At 74.9% G+C, this 24,252-nt stretch carries 20 protein-coding genes and 1 riboswitch; of the genes, 6 read left to right on the top strand and 14 right to left on the bottom strand.

The annotated features are described in order from the left end of the window. Positions 1 to 19 precede the first annotated feature (19 nt). The gene (locus tag FJQ57_RS22260) at positions 20 to 1,177 is read left to right on the top strand and encodes an MIP/aquaporin family protein (protein WP_170219278.1); all 1,158 of its coding nucleotides are present in this window, start codon (positions 20 to 22) and stop codon (positions 1,175 to 1,177) included. A gap of 25 nt (positions 1,178 to 1,202) precedes the next feature. On the opposite strand, the gene FJQ57_RS05075 is transcribed toward FJQ57_RS22260, so the two are convergent. Beyond that, entirely contained in the window at positions 1,203 to 1,820 is a 618-nt protein-coding gene (locus FJQ57_RS05075) for a hypothetical protein (protein WP_139978093.1), read from the bottom strand. 77 nt (positions 1,821 to 1,897) lie between these two features. Between FJQ57_RS05075 and FJQ57_RS05070 the strand changes: the two genes are divergently transcribed. Continuing rightward, positions 1,898 to 2,884, top strand: coding sequence for a malate dehydrogenase (locus FJQ57_RS05070; RefSeq protein ID WP_139978092.1), 987 nt, complete (start codon positions 1,898 to 1,900; stop codon positions 2,882 to 2,884). Positions 2,885 to 2,981: 97 nt separating this feature from the next. Here the strand turns inward: FJQ57_RS05070 and FJQ57_RS05065 are convergent, their stop codons facing one another. From FJQ57_RS05065 to FJQ57_RS05040, 6 genes are all read right to left on the bottom strand, one after another. Next, positions 2,982 to 3,392 (bottom strand): DUF3017 domain-containing protein, encoded by a 411-nt coding sequence (locus tag FJQ57_RS05065; protein WP_139978091.1) that lies wholly within the window; start codon positions 3,390 to 3,392, stop codon positions 2,982 to 2,984. Positions 3,393 to 3,397: 5 nt separating this feature from the next. After that, positions 3,398 to 4,243 (bottom strand): bifunctional methylenetetrahydrofolate dehydrogenase/methenyltetrahydrofolate cyclohydrolase, encoded by an 846-nt coding sequence (locus FJQ57_RS05060; protein ID WP_139978090.1) that lies wholly within the window; start codon positions 4,241 to 4,243, stop codon positions 3,398 to 3,400. 35 nt (positions 4,244 to 4,278) lie between these two features. Continuing rightward, positions 4,279 to 5,520, bottom strand: a complete 1,242-nt coding sequence (locus FJQ57_RS05055; RefSeq protein WP_139978089.1) for an MFS transporter — start codon at positions 5,518 to 5,520, stop codon at positions 4,279 to 4,281. A gap of 770 nt (positions 5,521 to 6,290) precedes the next feature. Continuing rightward, a complete protein-coding gene (purH, locus tag FJQ57_RS05050) occupies positions 6,291 to 7,862 on the bottom strand; it encodes a bifunctional phosphoribosylaminoimidazolecarboxamide formyltransferase/IMP cyclohydrolase (RefSeq protein ID WP_139978088.1) in 1,572 nt (523 codons plus the stop codon). A gap of 17 nt (positions 7,863 to 7,879) precedes the next feature. Beyond that, positions 7,880 to 7,956, bottom strand: a riboswitch (ZMP/ZTP riboswitch). Between the two features lie 5 nt (positions 7,957 to 7,961). Beyond that, on the bottom strand, positions 7,962 to 8,570 hold the full coding sequence (purN, locus tag FJQ57_RS05045; RefSeq protein ID WP_139979053.1) for a phosphoribosylglycinamide formyltransferase: 609 nt from the start codon (positions 8,568 to 8,570) through the stop codon (positions 7,962 to 7,964). Between the two features lie 171 nt (positions 8,571 to 8,741). Continuing rightward, positions 8,742 to 10,013, bottom strand: coding sequence for a cell division protein PerM (locus FJQ57_RS05040; RefSeq protein ID WP_139978087.1), 1,272 nt, complete (start codon positions 10,011 to 10,013; stop codon positions 8,742 to 8,744). A 102-nt stretch (positions 10,014 to 10,115) separates the two neighbouring features. On the opposite strand from FJQ57_RS05040, the gene FJQ57_RS05035 reads away from it, so the two are divergent. Continuing rightward, positions 10,116 to 11,984 carry a SigE family RNA polymerase sigma factor gene (locus FJQ57_RS05035; protein ID WP_139978086.1) on the top strand — a complete coding sequence of 623 codons (1,869 nt, stop codon included), beginning with the start codon at positions 10,116 to 10,118 and terminating at the stop codon, positions 11,982 to 11,984. A 69-nt stretch (positions 11,985 to 12,053) separates the two neighbouring features. Further along, the gene (locus tag FJQ57_RS05030; RefSeq protein ID WP_139978085.1) at positions 12,054 to 13,346 is read left to right on the top strand and encodes a hypothetical protein; all 1,293 of its coding nucleotides are present in this window, start codon (positions 12,054 to 12,056) and stop codon (positions 13,344 to 13,346) included. A 75-nt stretch (positions 13,347 to 13,421) separates the two neighbouring features. Here the strand turns inward: FJQ57_RS05030 and sucD are convergent, their stop codons facing one another. Together sucD and sucC are read right to left on the bottom strand one after the other, a co-directional pair. Then, a complete protein-coding gene (sucD, locus tag FJQ57_RS05025) occupies positions 13,422 to 14,315 on the bottom strand; it encodes a succinate--CoA ligase subunit alpha (RefSeq protein WP_139978084.1) in 894 nt (297 codons plus the stop codon). A 38-nt stretch (positions 14,316 to 14,353) separates the two neighbouring features. Continuing rightward, complete coding sequence (gene sucC / locus FJQ57_RS05020) at positions 14,354 to 15,520, bottom strand: ADP-forming succinate--CoA ligase subunit beta (protein ID WP_139978083.1); 1,167 nt, start codon at positions 15,518 to 15,520, stop codon at positions 14,354 to 14,356. Between the two features lie 450 nt (positions 15,521 to 15,970). On the opposite strand from sucC, the gene FJQ57_RS05015 reads away from it, so the two are divergent. Continuing rightward, on the top strand, positions 15,971 to 16,930 hold the full coding sequence (locus FJQ57_RS05015) for a M23 family metallopeptidase (RefSeq protein ID WP_170219277.1): 960 nt from the start codon (positions 15,971 to 15,973) through the stop codon (positions 16,928 to 16,930). Positions 16,931 to 17,377: 447 nt separating this feature from the next. Here FJQ57_RS05015 and pcrA read toward each other — a convergent pair whose 3' ends face one another. Both pcrA and FJQ57_RS05005 read right to left on the bottom strand, forming a co-directional pair. Further along, complete coding sequence (gene pcrA, locus FJQ57_RS05010; RefSeq protein ID WP_139978081.1) at positions 17,378 to 19,810, bottom strand: DNA helicase PcrA; 2,433 nt, start codon at positions 19,808 to 19,810, stop codon at positions 17,378 to 17,380. 76 nt (positions 19,811 to 19,886) lie between these two features. Continuing rightward, a complete protein-coding gene (locus FJQ57_RS05005) occupies positions 19,887 to 20,243 on the bottom strand; it encodes a hypothetical protein (protein ID WP_139978080.1) in 357 nt (118 codons plus the stop codon). A 36-nt stretch (positions 20,244 to 20,279) separates the two neighbouring features. Between FJQ57_RS05005 and FJQ57_RS05000 the strand changes: the two genes are divergently transcribed. Continuing rightward, a complete protein-coding gene (locus FJQ57_RS05000; protein ID WP_139978079.1) occupies positions 20,280 to 21,383 on the top strand; it encodes a DNA glycosylase AlkZ-like family protein in 1,104 nt (367 codons plus the stop codon). Here FJQ57_RS05000 and FJQ57_RS04995 read toward each other — a convergent pair. The 3 genes from FJQ57_RS04995 to FJQ57_RS04985 are packed head-to-tail and all read right to left on the bottom strand — an operon-like array spanning position 21,364 to position 24,181. After that, positions 21,364 to 22,248, bottom strand: a complete 885-nt coding sequence (locus FJQ57_RS04995) for a M15 family metallopeptidase (protein ID WP_170219276.1) — start codon at positions 22,246 to 22,248, stop codon at positions 21,364 to 21,366. The genes FJQ57_RS05000 and FJQ57_RS04995 overlap by 20 nt on opposite strands. Next, on the bottom strand, positions 22,245 to 22,895 hold the full coding sequence (locus tag FJQ57_RS04990; protein WP_139978078.1) for a LuxR C-terminal-related transcriptional regulator: 651 nt from the start codon (positions 22,893 to 22,895) through the stop codon (positions 22,245 to 22,247). The genes FJQ57_RS04995 and FJQ57_RS04990 overlap by 4 nt, the downstream gene beginning before the upstream one ends. Next, a complete protein-coding gene (locus tag FJQ57_RS04985; RefSeq protein ID WP_139978077.1) occupies positions 22,892 to 24,181 on the bottom strand; it encodes an ATP-binding protein in 1,290 nt (429 codons plus the stop codon). The genes FJQ57_RS04990 and FJQ57_RS04985 overlap by 4 nt, the downstream gene beginning before the upstream one ends. Positions 24,182 to 24,252: the final 71 nt, after the last annotated feature.

The raw sequence follows: 24,252 nt of genomic DNA, 5'->3' as shown, positions 1-24,252 counted from the left end.
GAAGGGCAGGTCCGCGCTCATGTCCTCCACCGCCGCCACCGGCGCCAGCACCGCTCCCCCCACCACCGCCCACAAGCTCGCCGCCGAGGCGATCGGCACCTTCGTCGTCGTCGCCGCGGCGGTCGCCGGCTTCGGTGCGTTCGGCGACGGCGTCGGGGTCAACACCACTGCTGTCGCCTTCGCCGTCGTCGCCGTCACCTACGCCTTCGGGCGGCTCTCGGGCGGCCACTTCAACCCCGCCCTCTCGCTCGGCTCGGCGCTGGCCGGGCGCACCGCCTGGGCCGAGGCCGGGCTCCTCGTCGGCGCCCAGGTCGCGGGCGCCCTCGTCGCGGCCGTCCTCACCGTCGTCACCGCCTTCGGAGGCAGCGACAGCTACGAGTTCTTCGAGACCGGGCTCGGGGGCAACGGGTACGGCGACGACGCCACCGGCTTCGCCTTCTGGGCTGCCATCCTGGTCACCCTCGTGGCCACCGCCGCCCTCGTGCTGGTCTTCCTCGCCCTCACCGACCGCCGCAACGAGCAGGTCGCCTTCGCCCCGATCGGGATCGGTCTGGCCACCTTTGCCACCCTGAGCGCCACCTCGGCGGTCACGGGAGGCTCGGTCAACCCGGCCCAGAGCCTGGGCCTCGGCCTCATCTCCGGTGTCGACCCCCTCGTCCAGGGCATCGTCCTCATCATCGGCATGGTCCTCGGCGCCGCCGGCGCCGGCGCGCTCTACCCGGCCCTGTTCGGCGCCGACCGCGACCCGGTGCCCGGCGCGGGCCTCAACTTCTCCAAGCCCGCCGGCCAGGGCGCGCCCGCCGGGTACGCCGCGCAGCAGTGGGGCCAGCCGGCCGCGGGCGGCTACGGCGCCGGCGGCTACCAGCAGCAGTCCTACGCCCCGCCGGTCACCCAGACCGGCCAGGCCCCCGCCGTGGGCCAGTCCGCGCAGGCCGGGCAGCACGGCCAGGTCGGCCAGGTCGGCCAGGTCGGCCAGGCAGGCCAGCACGGCGGCCACGCCGCCCAGGCGGGCCAGGGCCAGCAGGCCGAGCAGCCGATCATCCAGGACGGCTGGCAGTGGGACCCGCAGGCGCAGCAGTGGATCCCGGCACAGCAGCAGGCACCCTCCGCGCAGCAGGGCGGCTGGGGCGCTGCGACCAGCGAGCAGACCCAGGTCCGTCCGCCCGACGGCGCCTGACCCCCGCGGCCGCCAGGCCGTCGAGCTACCCGGGACGGCGGGCGAGGAGCACCTCGCCCGCCGTCGTCGTCTCCGCCTCCAGGCCGACGTCGCGGCCGTAGCGCTGCTCGGTGGTGGTGCCGTCGCCGACCACGGCGAGCACGACGACCTCGCCGTCGGCCTCGAGCACCTGCGCCCGCAGGCTGCGGCCGGGCACCTCGGCCCGCCGGAACCCGTCGCCGACGCGCGGCTCGGCCGGCATGACCAACCCGGCCTCGGCGCCGCTCTCACCGGCCTCCCACTCCCCCGCGCGCCCGAACCACCACACGTTGCCGTCGACGTCCTGGGCGTACAGGTCGGTCTGCCCGTCGAGGGTGACGGTGGTCGTGGCCACGCCGAGCACGGTCGGTCCGGGCGCGACGGTGCGGCGCACCTGCCCGCCCGCCCCGTCGTCGTACGACGCGTCGTCGAGGACGAACCAGGGGTTGTCGACCTCCGCGACGAAGTCGGCCGGGTCGGGCACCGGGGTGGGGATCTCCAGGCCGTCGATCCCGGTCTCGGGGGCGGGGTCGGAGTAGCTCCCGCAGCCCGCGGCGCCGCCGGCGACGGCCAGGGCCAGCACCAGGGCGGGGAGCAGGCGCCGGGACGGGGCTGGGAGGCGCACGGACCCATGGTCGCGCACGGCGCGCCCGCTGCTAGCGTCGGGAGCCGTCAGCATCCTCCCTCTCACCAGGAGTCCACGTGAGCTCTGCTCCGTTGAAGGTGGCCGTCACCGGCGCCGCCGGCCAGATCGGCTACAGCCTGCTCTTCCGCCTCGCGAGCGGCTCGCTCACCGGCGACCGCCCGATCGAGCTGCGCCTGCTCGAGATCACGCCGGCCCTCAAGGCCCTCGAGGGCGTGGTCATGGAGCTCGACGACTGCGCGTTCCCCGGCCTCGCCGGCATCGAGATCGGTGACGACGCGGAGCAGATCTTCGACGGCGTCAACCTCGCCCTGCTCGTCGGCGCCCGGCCGCGTGGCCCGGGCATGGAGCGCGGCGACCTGCTCTCGGCCAACGGCGCCATCTTCACCGCCCAGGGCAAGGCGCTCAACAAGGTGGCCGCCGACGACGTCCGCATCGGCGTCACCGGCAACCCGGCCAACACCAACGCCCTCATCGCGCTCAAGAACGCTCCGGACATCCCGGCCGAGCGGTTCTCCGCCCTGACCCGGCTCGACCACAACCGCGCCATCTCGCAGCTGGCGGCCAAGACCGGCGCCCCCGTCACCGACATCACCAAGATGACGATCTGGGGCAACCACTCGGCCACGCAGTACCCCGACCTGTTCAACGCCAAGGTGGGCGAGCAGAACGCCGCGCAGGCCGTCGACGACCAGGACTGGCTGGAGAACACCTTCATCCCGACCGTCGCCAAGCGCGGCGCCGCGATCATCGAGGCGCGCGGCTCGTCCTCGGCCGCCTCGGCCGCCTCCGCCACCATCGACGCCGCCCGCGACTGGCTCTACGGCAGCGCCGACGACGACTGGGTGTCGATGGCGGTCGTCTCCGACGGCTCCTACGGCGTCCCGGAGGGCCTGGTCTCCTCGTTCCCGGTCACCACCAAGGACGGCGACTGGACGATCGTGGAGGGCCTGGACGTCAACGACTTCTCGCGCGCCCGCATCGACGCCTCGACCGCCGAGCTCGACGAGGAGCGCGCCGCGGTCACCGGGCTCGGCCTCATCTGAGGCCGGCACCCGCACCCGCACGACCGCCGACGGCCCGTCGCCCCTCCGGGGGCGGCGGGCCGTCGGCGTCAGGTCGTCCCCGGGGTCGTCCTGGGGCTCACATCATCGGCTGGTCGGGGATGTCGCCCGCGAGCCACCACAGCAACCCCGCCACCACGGCCAGCATGACGACGTCGGTCGCGCGCCGGCGTACGGCGAGCATGCCGGCCTCCTTCTCCGGCAGCACCAGCCGGAAGGCCCCGGCGGCGGCCAGGCCGACCGCGACCACCCGGACCCCGACGCGCCAGTCGCCGCCCGCGACGATGCCGAGCCCCGCGGCTGCGGCGATGAGGATGCCGAGGTAGAGGGTGCCGCCGATCGTCGACGGGTAGCGCCGCCCGTCGGCGGGGTCCGGGTCGAGGTCCGGGTCGAGGTCGGGGTCGACGTCCGGGTCGGTGTCCGGACCGGTGTCCGGGTCGGTGTCCGGGTCCGGCTCGGGTCCGTCGTCGGTCGGCGTGGGCTCGGGCACCGGGATCAGGACGCCTCCTGCTCGGCGCGCAGCACGATGTTGGACAGCAGCATCGCCCGCGTCATCGGCCCGACGCCTCCGGGGTTGGGCGAGACCCAGCCCGCGACGTCCCAGACGTCGTCGGCGAGGTCGCCCGCGATCTTGCCGTCGACGCGGGAGACGCCGACGTCGAGCAGCGCGGCGCCGGGCTTGACCATGTCGGCGGTGATGAGCCCGGGGACGCCGGCGGCGGCGACGACCACGTCGGCCTCGCGCACGTGCTTGGCCAGGTCGCGGGTGCCGGTGTGGCACAGCGTGGTCGTGGCGTTCTCGGAGCGGCGGGTGAGCAGCAGGCCGAGCGGCCGGCCGACGGTGAGGCCGCGCCCGACGACGACCACCTCGGCGCCGCGCAGCTCGACGCCGTGACGGCGGAGCAGCTCGATGACGCCGATCGGGGTGCAGGGCAGCGGCCCGTCCTCGCCGAGGACGAGCTTGCCGAGGTTGACCGGGTGGAGGCCGTCGACGTCCTTGTCGGGGTCGACGCGCGAGAGCAGGCGGAACTCGTCGAGCCCGGTGGGCTGCTGCACGAGGAACCCGGTGCACGCGGGGTCGGCGTTGAGGCGGTCGATCTCGGCCTCGACCTCGGCCTGGGTGGCCGTGGCGGGCAGGTCGACGCGGATCGACTCGATGCCGATCTCGGCGCAGTCCTTGTGCTTGGCGCCGACGTACCAGTGCGAGCCGGGGTCGTCGCCCACGAGCACGGTGCCGAGCCCGGGCACGACGCCCTTCTCGTGCAGGGCCGCGACCCGCTCGGTCAGCTCGGCCTTGATGGTCTTGAGGGTGGCGGTGCCGTCGAGCCGCTGCGCAGTCACGGGCGCCAGTCTAGGGACGCCCGCGCGCGGGACGCTCACACCCCGACCGGCGCTCCGACCTTCTCCAGGTGGCGCTGGGCGAGCCGCGCGGCGGGATGGGACGCGGCGGCGGCAGCCACCGCGACGGCTGCGATGACGGCCCAGCCGGGTGCACCCCACTCGAGCGCGAGGAAGGTGAACAGCGCCGGGAACACGATGGACTCGACCTGGTGCCCCATCGACCACACCCCCTGGTAGTCGCCGAGCCGCCGGTGGTCGGAGAGCTCGGCGACCAGGCCCCAGCCGGCGGCCGACTGCCACAGCTCGGCGCCGGTGATCGTGATGTGCCCGGCCCAGACGAGCACGACGGAGATCCAGCCGACGGTCTCGTGGGTGACGGCGAGCAGCACGCACGACACGATGAACGCGTACCCGGACCACCGCACCGCCCGCAGCGCCCCGGGCACGGTCTCCGAGCCCCGCGAGGCGCGCACCTGCAGCAGGACGGCGAGGACCGTGTTGGTGCCGAACAGCCAGGCCAGCAGCACGTGCGGGACGTCGGTGCGCTCCACGAGCCACAGCGGCACCACGACGTTGAGCAGCACCTGGTTGGAGCCGAGGACGCCGTTGCACAGCGAGAGCAGCACGAACCCGGGGTTGCGCAGCGCCGCTCCCCCGCTGGCCTGCTCGAGGGCGTCGGCGACCTTGGTCGAGCGTGCCACGGCCGGCAGCGACGCCACCATGACCGCGTTGAGCACGAGCAGGGCGCCCGTCAGCAGCGGCACGGCGATGATCGCCTCCCGGCTGCCCAGGCCGAGCGCGACGCCACCGGCCCCGGCGCCGAGGGTGTAGCCCACGTTGCGCGCGGCCCGCATGTACGCCGACGCGCGGACCCGCTGGTCGCGCGGGAACACCGCGATCCGGTAGACCTCCCGCGCCGAGCGCGCCGCGGTCTCCACCGAGGCCAGCACCGCCAGCATGAGCACGAACGCCCAGAACGTGCCGATGAGCGGCCACACGAAGTACAGCCCGGCCTCGAGCAGCGAGGTCACCACCCACAGCGGCTTGGCCCCCACCGCGTCGGCGAGCCGCCCCAGCGGGATCGACAGCGCCAGGCTCACCGCCGCCGCGATCGACATGCCGAGCCCGACCTGCGCACCGCTGAGACCCACGACCTGGGTGAAGAACACCGCCGTCCCGGTCAGGAACGACCCCGTCGCGAACGCCGACAGCACGCACTGCAGCGCGAGGTCGCGCTCGAGCCTGGTCGGCGGGAGCACCTTGGAGAACACCGCCACTGGATGATCATCCCAACCGGTGGGCGTCGGGGTCGAACGGGTTGTGGCGGGCACGACGGGGTCGGTGTGGTCGGCCGCGCGCGTCGTCGATCGGGTCTCCGCGTCAAGGACGCTCGCTGCGCTCGCGCCGTTGCGCGGCGACCTTCGGTCGTCCTTGACCCGGAGCCTCGCCCGATCGACTGACGGCGCGCTCAACGGCACGGGCTCCGCCCGCGCCGCCGCTGGCGCGGCCGCCCCATCCGTCACACCCGTGACACTCCTGCGACGCAACTCCCACTCCTGGCAGGTAGTCACCGACCAGGAGAGGGAGGTTCCCGCCAGGAGTGGGGTGGCTGGTGCTGGTGGGGCGGGTGGCCGCGCCAGCGGCGGCGCGCCGGGCACGGGGCACGAGGCGTCGCCGACAGCGCGCGGGCCGGCAGGCCGCGCGAGGCTCGGGGTCAGGGACCGCCGCAGGCGGCCGGCGGAGCCGGCGCGAGCGCAGCGAGCGTCCTTGACGCCGAGACGCGGCCTGCCACGCGCGCGGCCGCCCACACCAGCCCCGCACGACGTCGGGAACAGGCGTGCGCGTCGCGCGGAGCGCGACACGTCCTGCGGCGGGGCGGGTCGGCGCCCGGGGCCGTCGGTCGCGACGGGGCGTGTCCGGGTGCGCGGTGCCGACGGCTCGCTCGACCCAAGCACCAGGTCGACTGAGCGCCGTCGGCGCCGTGCGCCCAACGCCCCGACGCGGCCCGGACGAGCTCCGGGCCCGCCCCGTCCGCAGGACCAAGAGGTCAGTGCGCGAAGTGGCGGGTTCCCGTGAAGTACATCGTCACGCCGGCCTTCTCGCAGGCCTCGATGGTCAGGTTGTCGCGCACGGACCCGCCGGGCTGCACGATGGCGGCGACGCCCGCGTCGAGGAGGATCTGCGGGCCGTCCTCGAAGGGGAAGAAGGCGTCGGAGGCGGCGACGGAGCCGGCGGCCCGGTCGCCGGCGCGGGTGACGGCGAGGCGGCAGGAGTCGACGCGGTTGACCTGGCCCATGCCGACGCCGACGGAGGCGCCGTCCTTGGCCAGCAGGATGGCGTTGGACTTCGCGGCCCGCACCGCGCGCCAGGCGAAGGCGAGGTCGGCGAGGACCTCGGGCGAGGCGGCCTCGCCGGTGGCCAGCGTCCAGGTCGACGGGTCGTCACCGCCGCCGTCGACGACGGCGTCGATGGCGTCGCGGTGCTGGACCAGCAGGCCGCCGGAGACGGGACGGGTCTCGACGCCGCCGCGCTGCAGCGGCTCGGCGACCAGCACCCGGATGTTCTTCTTGCCCTGCAGCACCTCGACCGCGCCCTCGTCGTACGCCGGGGCGACGATGACCTCGGTGAAGACCTCGGCGACCTGCTCGGCCATGGCGACCGAGACGGGCCGGTTGGCGGCGATGACGCCACCGAAGGCGGAGACCGGGTCGCACTCGTGGGCGCGGCGGTGGGCCTCGGCGACGTCGGCGCCGACGGCGATGCCGCACGGGTTGGCGTGCTTGATGATGGCCACGGCCGGCTCGTCGAAGTCGTAGGCCGCGCGGCGGGCGGCGTCGGTGTCCAGGTAGTTGTTGTAGGACATCTCCTTGCCGTGCAGCTGCTCGGCGCGGGCGAGCCCGGCGGGGCCGTGCCCGGTGGTGTAGAGCGCGGCGGGCTGGTGGGGGTTCTCGCCGTAGCGCAGCGAGGCCGACTTGGTCCACGTCGCGCCCATCCACGCCGGGAACCCGTCGCCGCCGGAGGAGTCGGTGAGCACGTTGCCCATCCAGGAGGCCACCGCGACGTCGTAGGTCGCGGTGTGCACGAAGGCGTCGGCGGCCAGCTGCCGCCGGGCGGCCAGGGTGAACCCGCCGCCGCGCACCGCCTCCAGCACGGCGTCGTACGACGCGGGCGAGGTGACCACGGCGACCGAGGGGTGGTTCTTGGCGGCGGCGCGCACCATCGACGGGCCGCCGATGTCGATCTGCTCGACGCACTCGTCGGGGGTCGCGCCGGACTCGACGGTCTGGGTGAACGGGTAGAGGTTGACCACGACGAGGTCGAAGGGCTCGACCTCGAGGTCGGCCAGCTGCTGCACGTGGCTCTCGAGACGCCGGTCGGCCAGGATGCCGGCGTGCACCCGCGGGTGCAGGGTCTTCACGCGGCCGTCGAGGCACTCGGGGAAGCCGGTGAGGTCCTCGACCTTGGTCACGGGGAGACCCAGGCCCTCGATGAGGGCGGCCGAGCCGCCGGTCGAGACGAGCGCGACGCCGGCGTCGTGCAGGCCGCGGACGAGCGGCTCGAGGCCGGTCTTGTCGTAGACGGAGACGAGGGCGCGGCGGACGGGGATCTGGTCGGGCATGGCTGCTCCTGCAGGGCGGGCAGCACCCAGGCGGACGATGCTGCCGACGTCACTCCCCGGTGGTCACCCACCTGCGCCAGTCGTGTCGGTGACCCGACTCTATCGACCGAGGCGGACCCGACGCCCATCGACGGTGAAGCCCTCGCGGGCCATCCGCCCGACGGACTCGACCAGCATCGCCCGCTCGGCGACCTTGATGCGCTCGTGCAGGGCCCCGACGGTGTCGTCGTCCTCGACGGGCACGACGGTCTGGGCCACGATCTGCCCGGTGTCGACGCCCGCGTCGACCACGAAGAGCGTCGCCCCGGTCACCTTGACGCCGTAGGCGAGCGCGTCGGCCGGCCCGTGCATGCCGGGGAACGACGGCGACAGCGCGGGGTGGGTGTTGACCACCCGACCGCCGTGCTCGGCCAGGAATGCCTCCCCCACCAGCTTCATGAACCCGGCCAGCACCACGAGGTCGGGCCGGTGCTCGGCCACCTGCCGGCTGAGCTCGGCGTCCCAGGCCGCGCGGCTCTCGCAGTCGGCGACGCGGAGCACGAACGTCGGCACGCCGGCGCGCTCGGCGCGGGCCAGCCCCTCGATGCCGGGCCGGTCGGCGCCCACGGCGACCACCTCGGCGCCGTACGCCGGGTCGGAGCAGGCGTCGAGCAGCGCCTGCAGGTTGGTGCCGCTGCCGGAGACGAGGACGACGAGCCGGGCGGTCACGGCGTGGACCCTACTGGCCTTGTCGCGGGCGCCCCGACCCGCGGCCAGGCCGGCCACGGCGTGCACGGAGCCGCAGGGTGGGCCCGGCGGCCGGGCGCCCGCCGCCCAGACCCGCGGCAGCCGCGCCAGGCCGGTGCGGGCGACGGCCGCTGGCGCGCCCGGAGGCGACCATCAGGACTGGTCGAGGGAGACCTCGACGGGCATGGTCCGGCGCTGCCACCAGGTCACCGCGAGCCCGCCGACGAGACCGCCGAGGCCGAAGGCGGTGACGGCGTGCAGCGCCACCTCGAAGGAGTACGGCGCCACGTCGCGCATCCGGCCGGGTCCGACGGCTCCGCCGGCGAGGGCGGTGGTGAGGCCGAGCAGCACGCCGGCGGTGACCCCGCCGGCGGCGCCGCGGACGGCGCCCTCGACGTAGTAGGCGGTCGGCCAGACCCACTGGGAGCGGGCGGCGGCGAGCAGCGCGACCAGGGGCGCGAGCAGCAGCAGCCAGCCGCCCCAGGCGGGACCGGAGCCGGCGTCGGGCAGGGCGGCGAGCAGCGGGAAGGCGGGCAGCGGGCCGAGGACGACCGAGCCGGAGGTGACGAGCGTGCCGGTGCCGACGGTGAACCCCGGCCCGGCGAGGTAGGCGCTGCTGAACAGCAGCGCGTTGGGCACCAGCAGCACCGAGAGGAGCAGCACCAGCGCGACGGCCCCGCCCCCGCCGCCGAGCTGGCTCATCACGTTGGCGGCGGTCGAGAGGTCGAGGGCGAGCGAGACCAGGAGGAACGCCGCGGCCAGCGCGCCCCAGGCGAGCAGCACCCGCCGGGCGACGTGGAGCGAGGCGCGCAGGGTGACCGGCAGCCCGGCGGTCCACACCGCGGCGCGGCCGGACCCGGCGGCGATGGCGGGCATCGCGACGAGCAGGCACAGCAGCACCGACCAGGCACCCACGCGGGGGGCGCTGGGCTGGGTGGCCGGCGTGGCGGCCAGGGCGGCGGTGACGACCGCGGTGGCGGCGTACCCGACCGTGAAGAGGAGGGTGGCCGTCGGCACGACGAGGTCGCGGCGGCCGTCGGCGAGGTCGGTGGCGTCGGGTCCGTGGCCGGACACCGAGGTGCCGACGCGCAGCGCGAGGCGCCACACGGTCCAGGCACACAGCAGGGTCAGCCCCAGCGGCACCGCGGTGACCAGGACCCCCTCGACGCGGACGCCCGACCCGTGGGCGGTCAGCCAGCCGAGCGCGCCGACGCGCAGCGCGTCGCGGGGGGCGCCGTGCGCGCCGCCGTCGGTGAGGTACCACCCGGCGACGCCCACGGCCAGGCACACCGTCAGGGTCGCCAGGGCGGCGACGACGCCCGCCCCGGTGGCGACCAGAGCCAGGGGACGACGGGTCTCGAGGTCATGGCGGACCTGGTCGGCCGAGCGGTTCCTCGTGGTGGCGGGCGGAAGCACGGAGGTCATGGCCCACCCATCGTGGCCCCCGGGCCGACCGCGGTGGCGCTCCCACGCCGGGCGCCGCCGAGTCGGGGCGGGGTGGCCCGTTCGTCTACCGTGGTCGCCGCGATGAGAGACCCCGAGGACTTCGACGCGTTCTACGTCGACGCGCGCGAGCGACTGCTGGCCCAGACCTACGCCCTCACCGGCGACCTGGCGGCGTCGCGGCGGGCGGTCCGCGACGCGTTCGTCGTGGCCTGGCACCGGTGGCGCAAGCTCTCGCGCCTGGAGGACCCGGAGTCCGTCGTGCGTCCCCACGCGTGGCGGCTCGCCCAGCGTCGTCACACCGCGCGCGTGTGGCACCGCGAGAAGGACGTCCCCGACGACGTCCGGGCCACCCTCGACGCCCTCAACGGGCTCTCGCCGGTGCGGCGGCGGGTCCTCGTGCTGACCCAGCTCGCGCCGGTGAGCCTCGACCAGATGGCCCGCGAGGTCGGCCTGCCCCGCGAGCAGGCCGAGCGCGAGCTCCAGGCGGGCGCCGCCGCGCTCGCCCTGGCCCTCGACACCGAGGCGCTCGGCCTGCGCACCGCCTTCGACCGGCTCGCGGGCTCGGTCGGTGGGGCCGGGCGCTGGCCGCGCACCACCATCATCCGCCGGCAGGGCGCGGCCCGGCGCCGCGTCCACACCGTCGTCGGCGCGGCCGTGGCGGTCGCCGCCGTCGTGGTCAGCGGCTCCGCGGTCACGGCCACCGACGGCGTGGCCCCGCGCCTCGACCAGCCGCCGGTCGCGCTCCCGCTCGGGGGCGACGGGAGCGGGTCGGCGATCCAAGCCGTCGTGACGCTCCCCGACACGACCCTGCTCGACGCCGCCGCCCTCGACGCGAGCTACCCGGGCCGGCGCTGGACCCAGGTCCGCACCAACGACAACAGCAGCGGCAACGGCCTGGTCCTGCCGTGCCAGCAGGACCGGTACGCCGACCCGCGCGGCCGGGCTGCGCTCGTCCGCACCTTCGACGGCCTCCCCCGCCAGGGAGGGGCCCCCAAGGCCACCGTCGTGCAGCTCTCCGAGGCCTCGGCCTCCGAGCGGGCCGCGGCCCGGGCCTTCCAGACGACGGTCGGCTGGTTCGCTGGCTGCGCCACGCCGCGGGTCCAGCTGCTCGGCACCCGCACCCCGGGCGGCGTGGCCGACGAGTCGGTGCAGCTGGTGCTGCGCAGCTGGGCCGCGCCCGTGACGACGTACGTCGTCGGCGTGGCCCGCACCGGCAGCTTCACCACCACGACATCGGTGGCCCTGCCCGGCTCGGACGCCCCCGGCACCGGCCCGGCGGCCGCCCTCCTGGCCGCCGGTGTGACCGGCCTGTGCGCCGAGCCCGGTGCAGGCGCCTGCGCCGAGGCGCAGCCGGAGCTCGTCGACCGCGCGCCCGTCCCGACCGGCACGCGCCCCGCACTGCTCTCCGAGCTCGACCTGCCCCCGGTCAACGGCGTCGACCAGCCCTGGGTGGGCACCGAGCCGAGCCGGCCGACCACCAACGCCGCGGCGACCGGCTGCGACCGCACGACCTTCGCGAGCCCCTTCGAGGGCACCCGGATCTCGCGCGCCTTCACCCGCACCTTCCTGGTGCCCGAGGCCGACCTGCCGCAGGAGTTCGGGGTCACCGAGACCGTCGGAGCCCTGCCCCCGCGCAAGGCGCAGGCGCTGGTGCAGCAGGTGCGCGACCGGATGGCCTCCTGCCCCGACCGCGACCTCAGCACCGAGGTCGAGCGGGTCACCGAGCAGGGCGGCGAGGGCTCCTCGCTCGACGCGTGGCGCCTCGAGGTGCGGGTCACCGACGAGCGCACCGTCGTCTTCTGGATGGCCGTCGCCCGGGTGGGCACCGCGGTCGCCCAGCTCGGGTTCGTGCCGGCACCCGACGCGACCCTGGCCGACGGCGCGTTCGTGGCCCTGGCCGAGCGGGCCCGGGCCCGGCTCGCCGAGATGCCGCCGCCGGCCACGGGCTGAGACCTCCCACAACCCGCCGGCCGGGCGCCGCGTCACAGGAGCACACCTCCCGCGACGAAAGGCCTTCCGATGCGCCCCCTCCCCCGCCTGACCACGCCCGTGACCGGGCTCGCCCTGCTCGGCGCCGTCGCCCTCCTCGGCGCCGGCTGCGGCGACCGCACCCCCACGGCAGCCCCGGCGCCACCCACCGAGGCGTCGGCCGCCGTCGCCGACGTCGTGCCGGCCACCGCGAGCGGCCCGACCGAGGTGCCCGACGGGTTCCCGCTCGCGGCCGGCCTCCCCCGCCGCAACGGCGACGGCAGCCCGGTCACCGTCACCGACCGGCCGACGTGGACCAGCGTCGAGCTGTGCGGCCGCACCGCGTGGTCGGCCGGCACACCGGTCGCGCAGCGCGACACCGCCGGGGCGACGTACACGGGCGAGGCGGAGGACGTCCGCTCCCGCGTGCTCGCCGTCCACGGCACCGACGCCGAGGCCACGTCCGTGCTCGGCGCGCTCCGGCGCGCCTACTCCGACTGCCCGCAGGCCGAGGAGGGCGGTACCGACCAGGTCTACGAAGTGGTGGAGGACGAGCCCGACGCGATCACCGTGACCCACCGCTACCGCTCCGAGGGCCGCTTCGACACCGGCCTCGAGGTCATCGAGGTGCGCGCCGTCGGGACCGCGGTGCTGCTCACCTCGACGTACGGCGAGGGCGGCGGGAGCCCCGAGAGCATCGCGGCCCAGGTGGCGTTCGCCCACGACGCGTCCCGGCCCGTCGTGGAGGCCATGTCGGTCTTCGCCGGCGGCGCCTCGCCCACCGACCCCGCCTCGCTGCCGCTGGCGTCGGGCTGGCCGGAGCGGGCGGAGCCGGGCCAGGACGGCGTCGTCTCCCCGGCCCCGCGGTCCGAGCCGATCATGTCGGCGTACGTGTGCGGTCCGGGCCCGCGTCCGCGGGGCGCCGAGCGCGTCGACGCGACCTTCACCGACGTCGAGGACCGCCGCTCCCGCTCGATGCGCGTCTTCCCCGACGCCGACGCGGCGGCCGCGCACGTGGCGGCCGTGCGGTCGTTCTGGGAGGGCTGCCCGCCGCAGAGCGACCAGGGCTTCGACCGGCCGTTGGTCGTCGCCGACTCCCCGGTCGGCGGCCAGTCCTTCTCCGTGGTGGCCTTCACCGAGGTCGACGGCAGCCCGGTCCCCGGGCTCGTCGCCCTGCACGTGGTGCGGGTCGGCCGCTCGGTCCTGCTCGACTCGACGTCCGACCAGGGTGGGGCCGGCGCGGAGCCCCGTGGGGTGCAGGCACGCCGCCAGGTCGAGCGGATGACCACCGACTCCGCCGACCTCGTCGCCGCGATGTGCGCGTGGACCGAGGCCGGCTGCTGAAAGACACGCCGACCCGTCGTCGATCGACGACGGGTCAGCGTGGTGGAGCTGGGGAGGAGGGCCTCCGAGGTCGACTCAGAGGGACTGCATGATCTCGCGCATCAGGGCGGCGGTCTCGGACGGCGTCTTGCCGACCTTGACGCCGACGGCCTCGAGGGCCTCCTTCTTGGCGGCCGCGGTGCCCGCGGAGCCGGAGACGATGGCACCGGCGTGGCCCATGGTCTTGCCCTCGGGGGCGGTGAAGCCGGCGACGTACCCGACGACCGGCTTGGTCACGTGGTCCTTGATGTACGCGGCGGCGCGCTCCTCGGCGTCGCCGCCGATCTCGCCGATCATCACGATGGCCTGGGTCTCCGGGTCGGCCTCGAACGCCTCGAGGGCGTCGATGTGGGTGGTGCCCACGATCGGGTCGCCGCCGATGCCGATGGCGGTGGAGAAGCCGAAGTCCTTCAGCTCGTACATCATCTGGTAGGTCAGCGTGCCCGACTTCGAGACCAGGCCGATGGGGCCCTTGCCCGCGATGGTGTGCGGCGTGATGCCGGCCAGCGACTCCTCCGGCGTGATGATGCCGGGGCAGTTGGGGCCGATCATCCGGGTGCCGGCCTTGTTGGCCTCGCTCTTGAGGTAGGACCACACCTCGGCGGTGTCCTGGACGGGCACGCCCTCGGTGATGACCACCAGCAGACCGATGCCGGCGTCGATGGCCTCGAGGCAGGCGGCCTTGGTGAAGGCCGGGGGCACGAAGGCGACCGACACGTCGGCGCCGGTCTCCTTCATGGCCTCCTCGACGGTGCCGAAGACGGGGAGCTCGGTGTCGTCGAGCGTCACGGTCGTGCCGGCCTTGCGGGCGTTGACACCACCGACGATGTTGCTGCCCGCCTGGAGCATCAGGGTGGTGTGCTTGGAGCCCATCCCGCCCGTGATGCCCTGGACGATGATCTTGGAGTCCTTGTTGAGGTAGATCGACATGGCTTCGCTGTCTCTTTCGTTCTCGTCGTCTCGGGCGCTCAGGCGTTGGCCAGCTCGGCGGCCTTGTCGGCCGCGCCGTCCATCGTGTCGACCTGCGTGACGAGCGGGTGGTCCAGCTCGTCGAGGATCGCGCGGCCCTTGTCGACGTTGTTGCCGTCGAGGCGGACGACCAGCGGCTTGGTCGCGGCGTCGCCGAGGATCTCCAGCGCGCCCTTGATGCCGTTGGCGACCTCGTCGCAGGCGGTGATGCCGCCGAAGACGTTGACGAACACGCTCTTGACCTGCTCGTCGCCGAGGATCACGTCGAGGCCGTCGGCCATGACCTGGGCGTTGGCGCCGCCGCCGATGTCGAGGAAGTTGGCGGGCTTGACCCCGCCGTGCGCCTCGCCGGCGTACGCGACGACGTCGAGGGTCGACATGACCAGGCCCGCGCCGTTGCCGATGATGCCGACCTGGCCGTCGAGCTTGACGTAGTTGAGGCCCTTGTCCTTGGCCTTGGCCTCGAGCGGGTCCTCCTCGTCACGGATGACGAAGGCCTCGTGGTCCTCGTGGCGGAACTCGGAGGCGTTGTCGTCCAGGGAGACCTTGCCGTCGAGCGCCTCGAGCTTGTCGCCCTCGAGGCGGGCCAGCGGGTTGACCTCGACCAGGGTGGCGTCCTCCTCGACGAAGACCGTGTACAGGGCCTCGATCATGGTGACGGCCTGCTCGAAGACGGCCTCGGGGAACTTGGCCTCGGTCGCGATCTCGCGGGCCTTGGCGGCGTCGACGCCGGTGCCGGGGTCGATGGGGATCTGCTTGACGGCGTCGGGGTTGGTCTTCGCGACCTCCTCGATCTCCACCCCACCCTCGACAGAGGCGATGCAGAGGTACTGCCGGTTGGCCCGGTCGAGCAGGAAGGAGAAGTAGTACTCCTCCTGCGGCGGGGTGGCCGGCGTGACCAGGACCCGGTTGACCGTGAGGCCCTTGATCTCCATGCCGAGGATGTTGCTGGCGTGCTCGAACGCCTCGTCGGCGGTCTTGGCGAGCTTGACGCCGCCCGCCTTGCCGCGTCCACCGGCCTTGACCTGTGCCTTGATGACGGTGACGCCGCCGATCTCCTCGGCCGCGGCGCGGGCCGCGTCGGCGGTCTCCACGACCGTGCCGAGGGTGGTCGTCACACCGTGCTTGGCGAAGAGCTCCTTCGCCTGGTACTCCATCAGGTCCACTGGTCCACCAGTTCTCTCGCGTCTGTGGTCTCGGCGCCTGCGCGCCCGCGGTCACAGGTCGGGACGCGTCCGGGCGCACGGCATTTTCCTTCGGCACACTAGACCCGCCGGACGGGCGGGTGCAGCCGTGGGCGACGTGAGCCACGTCTCGGCCGCGCGTCACACCGGCGCGCAGGCTGCGGCCCGGCGCGGGGCCCTGTGAGGAAAGCGTGCCCGGGCTGTGCGGACCGCACCGGGTGGGCCAGGATGGGTGGCGCACCCGATTGGGTGGCCCAGCGACCGGTCCGTTACAGTCGAAGCCGCCCTGCGCCCCCGCCCCCTCGGCTGGTGCGTGCACGCAGTGCCAGCGACCACCGATGCCAACCACACGGAGCCGTCTGCCCCATGGGAAACCACCGAGCGGAACGCCGCGGCCCTCGCCGCCGACCCTCGGAGACCAGGACGACGGCCGTGCCCGGCCGCCGCGCCCTGCGTCCCGAGCCGGCGGCCGTCGAGGCCGCCGTCCACCCGGCGTCCTCGTCGACCTCCGGCCCGGTCTCCCGCGAGACGCTGTCGCCGTCGACCGGCACCCACTACGTCGGCGACCTCGACCACACCGCCGAGCTGCCGCTGGCCCGGGCGCAGACGCCGGGCAAGCGCAAGGCCGTCAAGCACGCCGGCTCGCGCGGCCCGCTCTTCCGCGGCCTCCCGTCGCCGCCGGTCCTGCTGGGCCTGGCCACGATGGCCGTCGCGGTGGGCGGCGTCATGGTCGCCCCCGACGACGACGGGCCGGCCCTCGCCGGCACGGTCGTCAACAACGTCCGGCCGGCCACCGCGTTGTCCGGCAGCGACGGCATCGCCACGGTGGGCAGCGACCGCCAGACCCTCAGCCGCAGCAACGACCGCCAGACCCTCGCCCAGGCCTCCGGCCAGGACGAGCTCGTGGCCGCCGCCGAGGCGCAGGCCCAGGAGCGCAACGCCGCCCTCAGCACGCTCGCCGCGCAGGCCGAGAAGCAGGCGGCCAAGATCAAGGAGAACCGCTGGGTCCTCCCGCTCAACCCCTCGATCATCACCGCCACCTTCGGCCAGTACGGCCTGTGGGCCAGCTCCCACACCGGCCTCGACTTCAACGGCGAGAACGGCGACCCCATCCACGCCATCGCCAACGGCGTCGTGACCTTCGTCGGGTACGACGGCTCCTACGGCAACAAGACGGTCGTCACCCTCGAGGACGGCACCGAGATCTGGTACGCCCACCAGACCACCCAGTACGTCTCCGTCGGTGACGTCGTCACCGGCAACGAGGTCATCGGCACCGTCGGCTCCACCGGCAACGTCACCGGCTCCCACCTCCACGTCGAGGTCCGCCCCGGCGGCGGCGACCCGGTCGACCCGTACGCCGCGTTCGTCGTCCACGGCGTACAGCCTTGATCGGGCGCGGACCGGCGGGCCTGCCCGGCGGACCCGCGCCGCTCTCGTAGGGCTGCCGCAGCCTGGCCCCGCGGGCCCGACCCGGCCCTGAGCCCACCGGCCGCGCCGTGCGCCCCGTGGCCCGGTCGCGCGGTGGCCCGGGCGCCTCGCTGTGGTCCCGCTGGTCGACTGCGGCGCCCCCCGATCCCCCGACCCACGGTGCTCGAGGAAGGCGTACTGGCGCCTGCTCGAGGCCACCGGCCGGCCCGGGCGGGCCAGGCGTGGTCGCGCGGTCTCGAGACGGTTCCCAGCGGAACCTCCTCGACCACCGTGGGTCGGGCAGCGTGGCCAGGCGCGTGCGCGGGGCGGACGCGGGGCCGGCGGGGCCGACCAGACCAAGCAACCCGGCACGGGCGCCCCGACGCCAGCGCGGGACGGACGCGGGGCCGGCGGAGCCGACCGGACGAGTCAGAGCTTCTGGACCGGGGCGACGCGGAGGAGGAGGCGCTTGACGGGGCCGTTGCCGAAGTCGATGGAGGCGATGGCCTTCTCGCCCTGGCCGTCGACCGCGACGACGGTGCCGAGGCCGAAGGAGTCGTGGGTGATGCGGTCGCCCGGCTCGAGGCTGGGCACCTCGCGGCGCACGGTCGACTTGGACCGGGCGTCGGCCCGGGCCGCGGCGGCGGAGAAGTTGCGGCGGCCGGCGGCGGTGGGCTGGCCGAAGCCGGACGACGCCGGTGAGGACGAGGCCAGGTCGGGGCGGCCCCAACGCGTCTGGGCGGCCTCGGTGCGGCGCCAGTCGACGAGGTCGACGGGCAGCTCGTCGAGGAACCGGCTGGCCGGGTTGTGCGACGGCGCGCCCCACGAGGAGCGGACGACCGCGCGGGAGAGGTAGAGGCGCTCGCGGGCCCGGGTGATGCCGACGTAGGCCAGGCGTCGCTCCTCCTCCAGCTCGGGCCGGTCGCCGAGGGAGCGGGAGTGCGGGAACACGCCCTCCTCCATGCCGGTGAGGAAGACCGTCGGGAACTCCAGGCCCTTGGCGGTGTGGAGCGTCATCAAGGTGACGACGCCGGTGCCGCCGTCGTCGTCGGGGATCTGGTCGGTGTCGGCGACCAGGGCGACCCGCTCCAGGAAGTCGCCGAGGCCGGGCTCGAGGGCCTCGGCGTCGACGTCGGCGGGGTCGACCGACGGGCCGGCGACCGGGTCGTCGGAGAACTCGCGGGCCACGGCGACGAGCTCGCCGAGGTTCTCCACGCGGGTCTCGTCCTGCGGGTCGTCGGAGGCCTCGAGCTCGGCGAGGTAGCCGGACTTGTCGAGCGCGGTCTGCAGGACGACGTCGGGCCGCTCGCGGGCCTCGACCAAGCCCTGCAGCTCCTCGACGAGCGCGACGAAGCCCTGGATGTTGGTCAGCGAGCGGGTGGCCAGCCCGGGCGCCTCCGACGCCCGCTGCAGGGCCGACCAGAAGGTGATGCGCTCGCGCTCGGCGAGCTCGTTGACGCAGGCCACCGCCCGGTCGCCGATGCCGCGCTTGGGCACGTTCAGGATGCGGCGCAGCGAGACCGAGTCGTCGGGGTTGACCAGCATCCGCAGGTAGGCCAGCGCGTCGCGGACCTCGCGGCGCTCGTAGAAGCGCACCCCGCCGACGACCTTGTAGGGCAGGCCGGTGCGGATGAACACCTCCTCGAACACCCGCGACTGGGCGTTGGTGCGGTAGAAGACCGCGACGTCGCCGGCACGGGCGCCGTCGTCGGTGAGCTTGTCGATCTCGTCGGAGACGAACCGCGCCTCGTCGTGCTCGTCGTCGCCGACGTACCCCACGATGCGGTCGCCGTCGCCGGCGGCCGACCACAGCCGCTTCTCCTTGCGGTCGCGGTTGTGCCCGATGACCGCGTTGGCCGCGCTCAGGATGGTCTGGGTGGAGCGGTAGTTCTGCTCCAGCAGGATCGAGGTGGCGTCGGGGAAGTCCTGCTCGAAGTCGAGGATATTGCGGATGTTGGCGCCGCGGAAGGCGTAGATCGACTGGTCGGCGTCGCCGACCACCATCAGCTCGGCCGGCTCGACGCGCTCCTTCTCCGTCAGCTCGGGGTCGTCGGCGCAGAGCTGGTGGATCAGGGCGTACTGCGCGTGGTTGGTGTCCTGGTACTCGTCGACCAGCACGTGCCGGAAGCGGCGCCGGTAGGCCTCGCGCACGTCGGGGAAGGCCTGCAGCAGGTGGACCGTGGTCATGATGAGGTCGTCGAAGTCGAGCGCGTTGGCCTCGCGCAGGCGCTGCTGGTAGAGCGTGTAGCAGGAGGCGAAGGTCTTCTCGATGCCGTTGCGGGCGTCGGCGGCGACGGTCTCGGCGTCGCGCAGCTCGTTCTTGTGGTTGCTGACCCAGTGCAGCACCGGGCCGGGCTGGTAGCGCCGGGGGTCGAGGTCGAGGTCCTTGATGACCAGGGTCATCAGGCGCTTCTGGTCCTGCGCGTCGTAGATGGAGAAGTTGGACCGGAGCTCCCGGCCCTCCTTCTCCAGGTGGGTGATCTCCTTGCGCAGGATGCGCACGCACGCGGAGTGGAAGGTGCTGACCCACATGATGCGGGCGCGCTTGCCGACCAGCTCCTCGACGCGCTCCTTCATCTCCGCCGCGGCCTTGTTGGTGAAGGTGATGGCCAGGATCGAGCCGGGGTGGGCCTTGCGCTCGGAGATCAGCCAGGCGATGCGGCGGGTGAGCACCCGCGTCTTGCCCGACCCGGCACCGGCCACGACGAGCAGGGGCGCGCCGGCGTGGACGACGGCCGCCCGCTGGGGCTCGTTGAGGCCCTCGAGCAGCTCCTCGGGCGAGGGGCCGCGCCGGGTCGCGCGGGCCTCCTCGGGGGCCGTGCCCTCGACCCCGAGACCGTCCAGGAAAGGTTGTGCGCTCATGTGGGTCCCAGCCTACGGCGGCCCACGGACAGTCCGGGCCACGGTGCCGCCGGCGGTGGCCCGGGAGGTCGAGCGCTCAGGTGTGGGCGGGGGCCCAGAGGACCGCGACGCACACGTTGAGCACCGCGAGCGCCAGCATCCCGGCCCACAGGCCCTGCGGGATGCGCTCCTTGCGGACGTTGGCCATGACCAGCACCAGCAGCACGAGGCCGACGACGGTCTTGACCGCGATCTTGGCGTAGTTGATCGACTCGTCGAGGCCCTCGAGCACCCCGACGAGGAGCAGGCCGGCGACGAAGGCGGTGCCGACGCCGTCGCGCATGGCGGCGTTGACCCTCTTCTCCCCCGGCCCGGCCTGGGCCAGCAGCCCGCCGATGAGCGCCGAGAAGCCGAGGATGTGCACCACCAGCAGGACCAGCCGGACCGTCTCCATGGCCGGAGGGTAGCGACCAGTGGCAGGCTCTCGGCCGTGACTCCCTCGTGCACGTGGGACCGCGCGCTGGCCTGGCGCCTGGGCCGGCACCTGCTCGACCCGGTCGGCCCGGCGGGCACGACGCCCGCCGACGTCGTACGTCGGCTCGGTGCGGTGCTCGCGCTCGACACCGGGCTCGCGGAGCAGGCCGTCGCCGCGCGTCGTACGGCGGGCGCGCCGGGCGACCTGGCGGCCGCCCGCGCCGAGGGGTCGGTCGTCACCGTCTTCTCCTTCCGCGGGTCGCTGCACCTCGCGACGCCGGAGGACGTGGGCGTGCACCTGGCCCTGCGGGCGGCGGGCCGGCAGTGGGAGCGCCGCAGCTGGGTCGAGCACTACGGGCTGCGGGCCGAGGACTGGCCGGCGTTCCGCGCGGCCGTGCGCGGGGCCCTCGCCGCGGGCCCGCTGACCGTGGGCGAGCTCGGCGCGGCCGTGACGGCCCACGCGGCCTACCGGCACCTGCGGCCGGTCTTCGACGACGGCGCCGGCACGCTCCTCAAGCCGTTGTGCTGGCAGGGCGACCTGTGGATCGCCCCCACCTCGCCGGACGGACGGCCCCGGTTCGAGCTCCCCGAGCTCAACCCGCGCTGGGGCGGCGTGCCCGACCTCGAGGACGCCGGTCCGCGCGCGGTCCTCGACTTCGTGCGCGACTACGGGCCGGTGACCACCGACCACGTCCACCACTGGCTCGGCGGCGGCCTGAGCGCGGGCCGGGCGCGCCTCGACCGCTGGTGGACCGGGCTGGCCGACGAGCTCGCCGCCGTCGAGGTGGAGGGCACCCCGGCCCACGTCGCGCGTGACGACCTCGACGCCCTGCTCGGCTGCGAGCCCTCCGACGCCGTCCGGCTGCTGCCCGGCCACGACCAGTGGGTGATGGGGGTCGGCACCGCCGACGAGCACGTCGTGCCGCCGGCCCTGCGCGAGGCGGTGACCCGCAAGGCGGGCCTGGTGGTGCGGGGCGGCGTCGTGCGCGGCACGACGGTGCGTCGGGGTGGGGCGCTCGAGGTCTCCTGGTGGGACGACGGGCCGCGACCCGACGACGCGATCGGCGAGGAGGCCGCACGGCTGGGCCTCGAGGTGGGGTTCAGCGACCGGTCGCGCTGAGGTGCTGGTAGTCGAGCAGGGTGCGGAACTCCCCGCCCCAGGTCCACCCGGCGCGCTCGAACCCGCGCACCACCACGTCGTCGGCGTCCAGCATGCCGGGCCGGCGCCGGTCGCGGTCGAGGTAGCTCGACGCGAGCTCGGGCAGCACGAGGTCGCCCTTCTCGTAGGGGTTCTGGAACGGGTTGACGTCGATGGCCAGGCCGTAGGCGTGGGCCGACCAGCCGCTGGTCTGCCCGGTCGTGGGGCGGCAGACGTAGGCGCTGGTGTTGTTGCCGTCGCCGGTGGGGGGCAGGTCGAGCTCGGCCGGCGAGGTCAGCCGCATCTCCTCGATCGGGAAGCCGGCGGCGTAGGCCGTGCGGAAGACCTCGACCACGTCGTCGGCCACCGAGGCGGCGACGACGAGCTCGCCGGTGTGGGGCGCGCCGTCGAACCCGCGGAAGGAGACGGTGAGGTAGCGCAGGTCGGCCAGCGCGACCGGGCACCCCGGCTCCCACGCCAGGCGGGACGCCAGCGCGGGCGTGACCGGGCCCACCGTGCCGCGCCAGCGACCGCCCGGCGGGGGCGGCAGCACGTCGCGGGTCGGGTAGCGGCGGTCGCGCAACGTCGGCGGGGTGGGCCGCACCTCGCCGTACCCGTCGGGGCGCAGCGGCAGCGTGCGCTCCCCCAGCGGCCACGTGGAGTACGCCGGCGCGGGGGCGCGCGTGGGCGGCGCGGTGCTCGGGGCGGTGGCCGACGGGGTCGGGGCGGGGGCGCTCGCCGAGGGTGCCGACGGCGGGGAGGTCGGGGCGGCGGCCGGCTCGGACGACCCGCAGCCGGCCAGGACGAGCAGCGCCGCCAGGAGGGCAGCGACGGCCGGGCGGGTCACAGGAGCCGGCGGTCGGAGGCCCAGCGGGTCAGCTCGTGCCGGGAGGACAGCTGCAGCTTGCGCAGCACCGAGGACATGTGGGTCTCGACGGTCTTGATGGAGATGAACAGCTCCTTGGCGACCTCCTTGTAGGCGTAGCCGCGGGCGATGAGCCGCATCACCTCCCGCTCGCGCTCGGTGAGCCGGTCGAGGTCCTCGTCGACGGCGGAGACCTCGATGGAGCCGGCGAACGCGTCGAGCACGAACCCGGCCAGCCGCGGCGAGAACACCGCGTCGCCCTCGGCGACCCGCCGGATCGCGGCGACCAGCTCGGGGCCGGTGATGGTCTTGGTGACGTAGCCACGGGCGCCGCCGCGGATGGTGCCGATGACGTCCTCGGCGGCGTCGCTGACCGACAGGGCGAGGTAGCGGGTCTCGGGAGCCGCCGCCCTCCGCATGACCTCGGCGCCGCCGCCGCCGGGCAGGTGCACGTCGAGGAGCACGACGGCCGGGACGTGCTGCTCGACGGCGCGGACGGCCTCGTCGACGTCGGCGGCCTCGGCCACGACGGTGACGACGCCCGCGCCGGCGGACTCGAGCTCGGCGCGCACCCCGCGGCGGAACATGGCGTGGTCGTCGACCAGGACGACGGTGGTGGGCTCGGTCATGCGGTTGCCTCCTCGGCGGGGCTGGGGACGCGCGGCAGGTGCAGACGCACCTCGGTGCCGGCGCCGGGCTCGGAGCGCACCTCGCCGGACCCGCCGTGGCGCTCCATGCGGTCGACGATGGAGTGGCGCACGCCGTGCCGGTCCTCGGGCACGGCGGCCGGGTCGAACCCGGCGCCGCGGTCACGGACGAACACGTCGACCGCGGTCTCGGTGACCTCGGCGTACACGTCGACGCGGGGCGTGCCGGCGTGCTTGGCGGCGTTGGTGAGGGACTCGCGGGTGGCGGCCACGACCGGGCGCAGCGTCTCGTCCATCGGCGCGTCGCCGACCGTGACCACGTCGACGGAGATGCCGTGGGCGTCCTCGACCTCGGCCGCCACGCCGCGCAGCGCGCTGGCCACGGTGGCGTCGTCGGTGGCCTCGGCGGCGTACAGCCAGGCGCGCAGGTCGCGCTCCTGGGAGCGGGCGAGCCGGGCGACGGTGGTGGGGTCGGCGGCGTTCTTCTGGATCAGGGCCAGGGTCTGGAGGACCGAGTCGTGCAGGTGGGCGGCGACGTCGGCACGCTCCTGGGTGCGCACGCGCTCGGCCCGCTCGTCGGAGAGCTCGGACGCGAGCCGCCAGATCCAGGGTCCGAGGACCACGGCGAGGGCGGCGACGCCGAGCAGGCCCGCGACGACCGCGCCCTGCGCCTGGCCCCACGACCCGGCGTCGAACCCGACGATGAACAGGGCCGCCAGGAGCAGCGCGACCCCGGCCCCGACCCGCAGCCACGAGGACAGCCCGCCGCGGCCGAGCACGAGACGGACCGGGTCGATCCGGGCGGTGCGGTCGAACCACCGGTCGCGCTGCGCCTGGTCGGCCTGCCGCCACAGCAGCGCGACGCCGGCCAGGGCGATGGCCAGCGGCCAGAACACCGCGCCGCGACCCAGGAGGGCCTCGACGGAGAGGACCGCCGCGACGCCCAGGGCCCCGAGGACGATCGTCGGGCCGGCGTCGGCGAAGCGGCGCTGCACGCCGGGCCGACGGCCGTCACGGCTCGCTCCCTCCAGGCCCGGGGCGGCGTGCACGAAGCCGTGGCCGGCGGGCAGGAAGACCCACAGCGCGGCGTACAGGGCGAGGCCGAGGCCGCTCAGCGCGGTCGCCACGACGAACCCGACCCGCACCCACAGCACCGTCACCCTTAGGTGGCGCGCCAGGCCGGCCGCGACGCCACCGAGCACGGGCTCGCGCAGGTCGCGGTAGGCCCGCCGCACGGGGCGGGCGGGCGGCGGGGGCAGGGTGGTCATCGCGCCGCCCATCGTGGCACGGGGCGGGGACGCTCCCCAGGGGGCGCGACCCCGGCTCGACCCTGAGCCCG

This window comes from Nocardioides litoris, from assembly GCF_006346315.1.
In the GTDB taxonomy this organism is placed as follows: domain Bacteria; phylum Actinomycetota; class Actinomycetes; order Propionibacteriales; family Nocardioidaceae; genus Nocardioides; species Nocardioides litoris.
The sequence above is the reverse complement of the archived record's forward strand: the minus strand, read 5'-3'. Positions and strand labels throughout refer to the sequence as shown.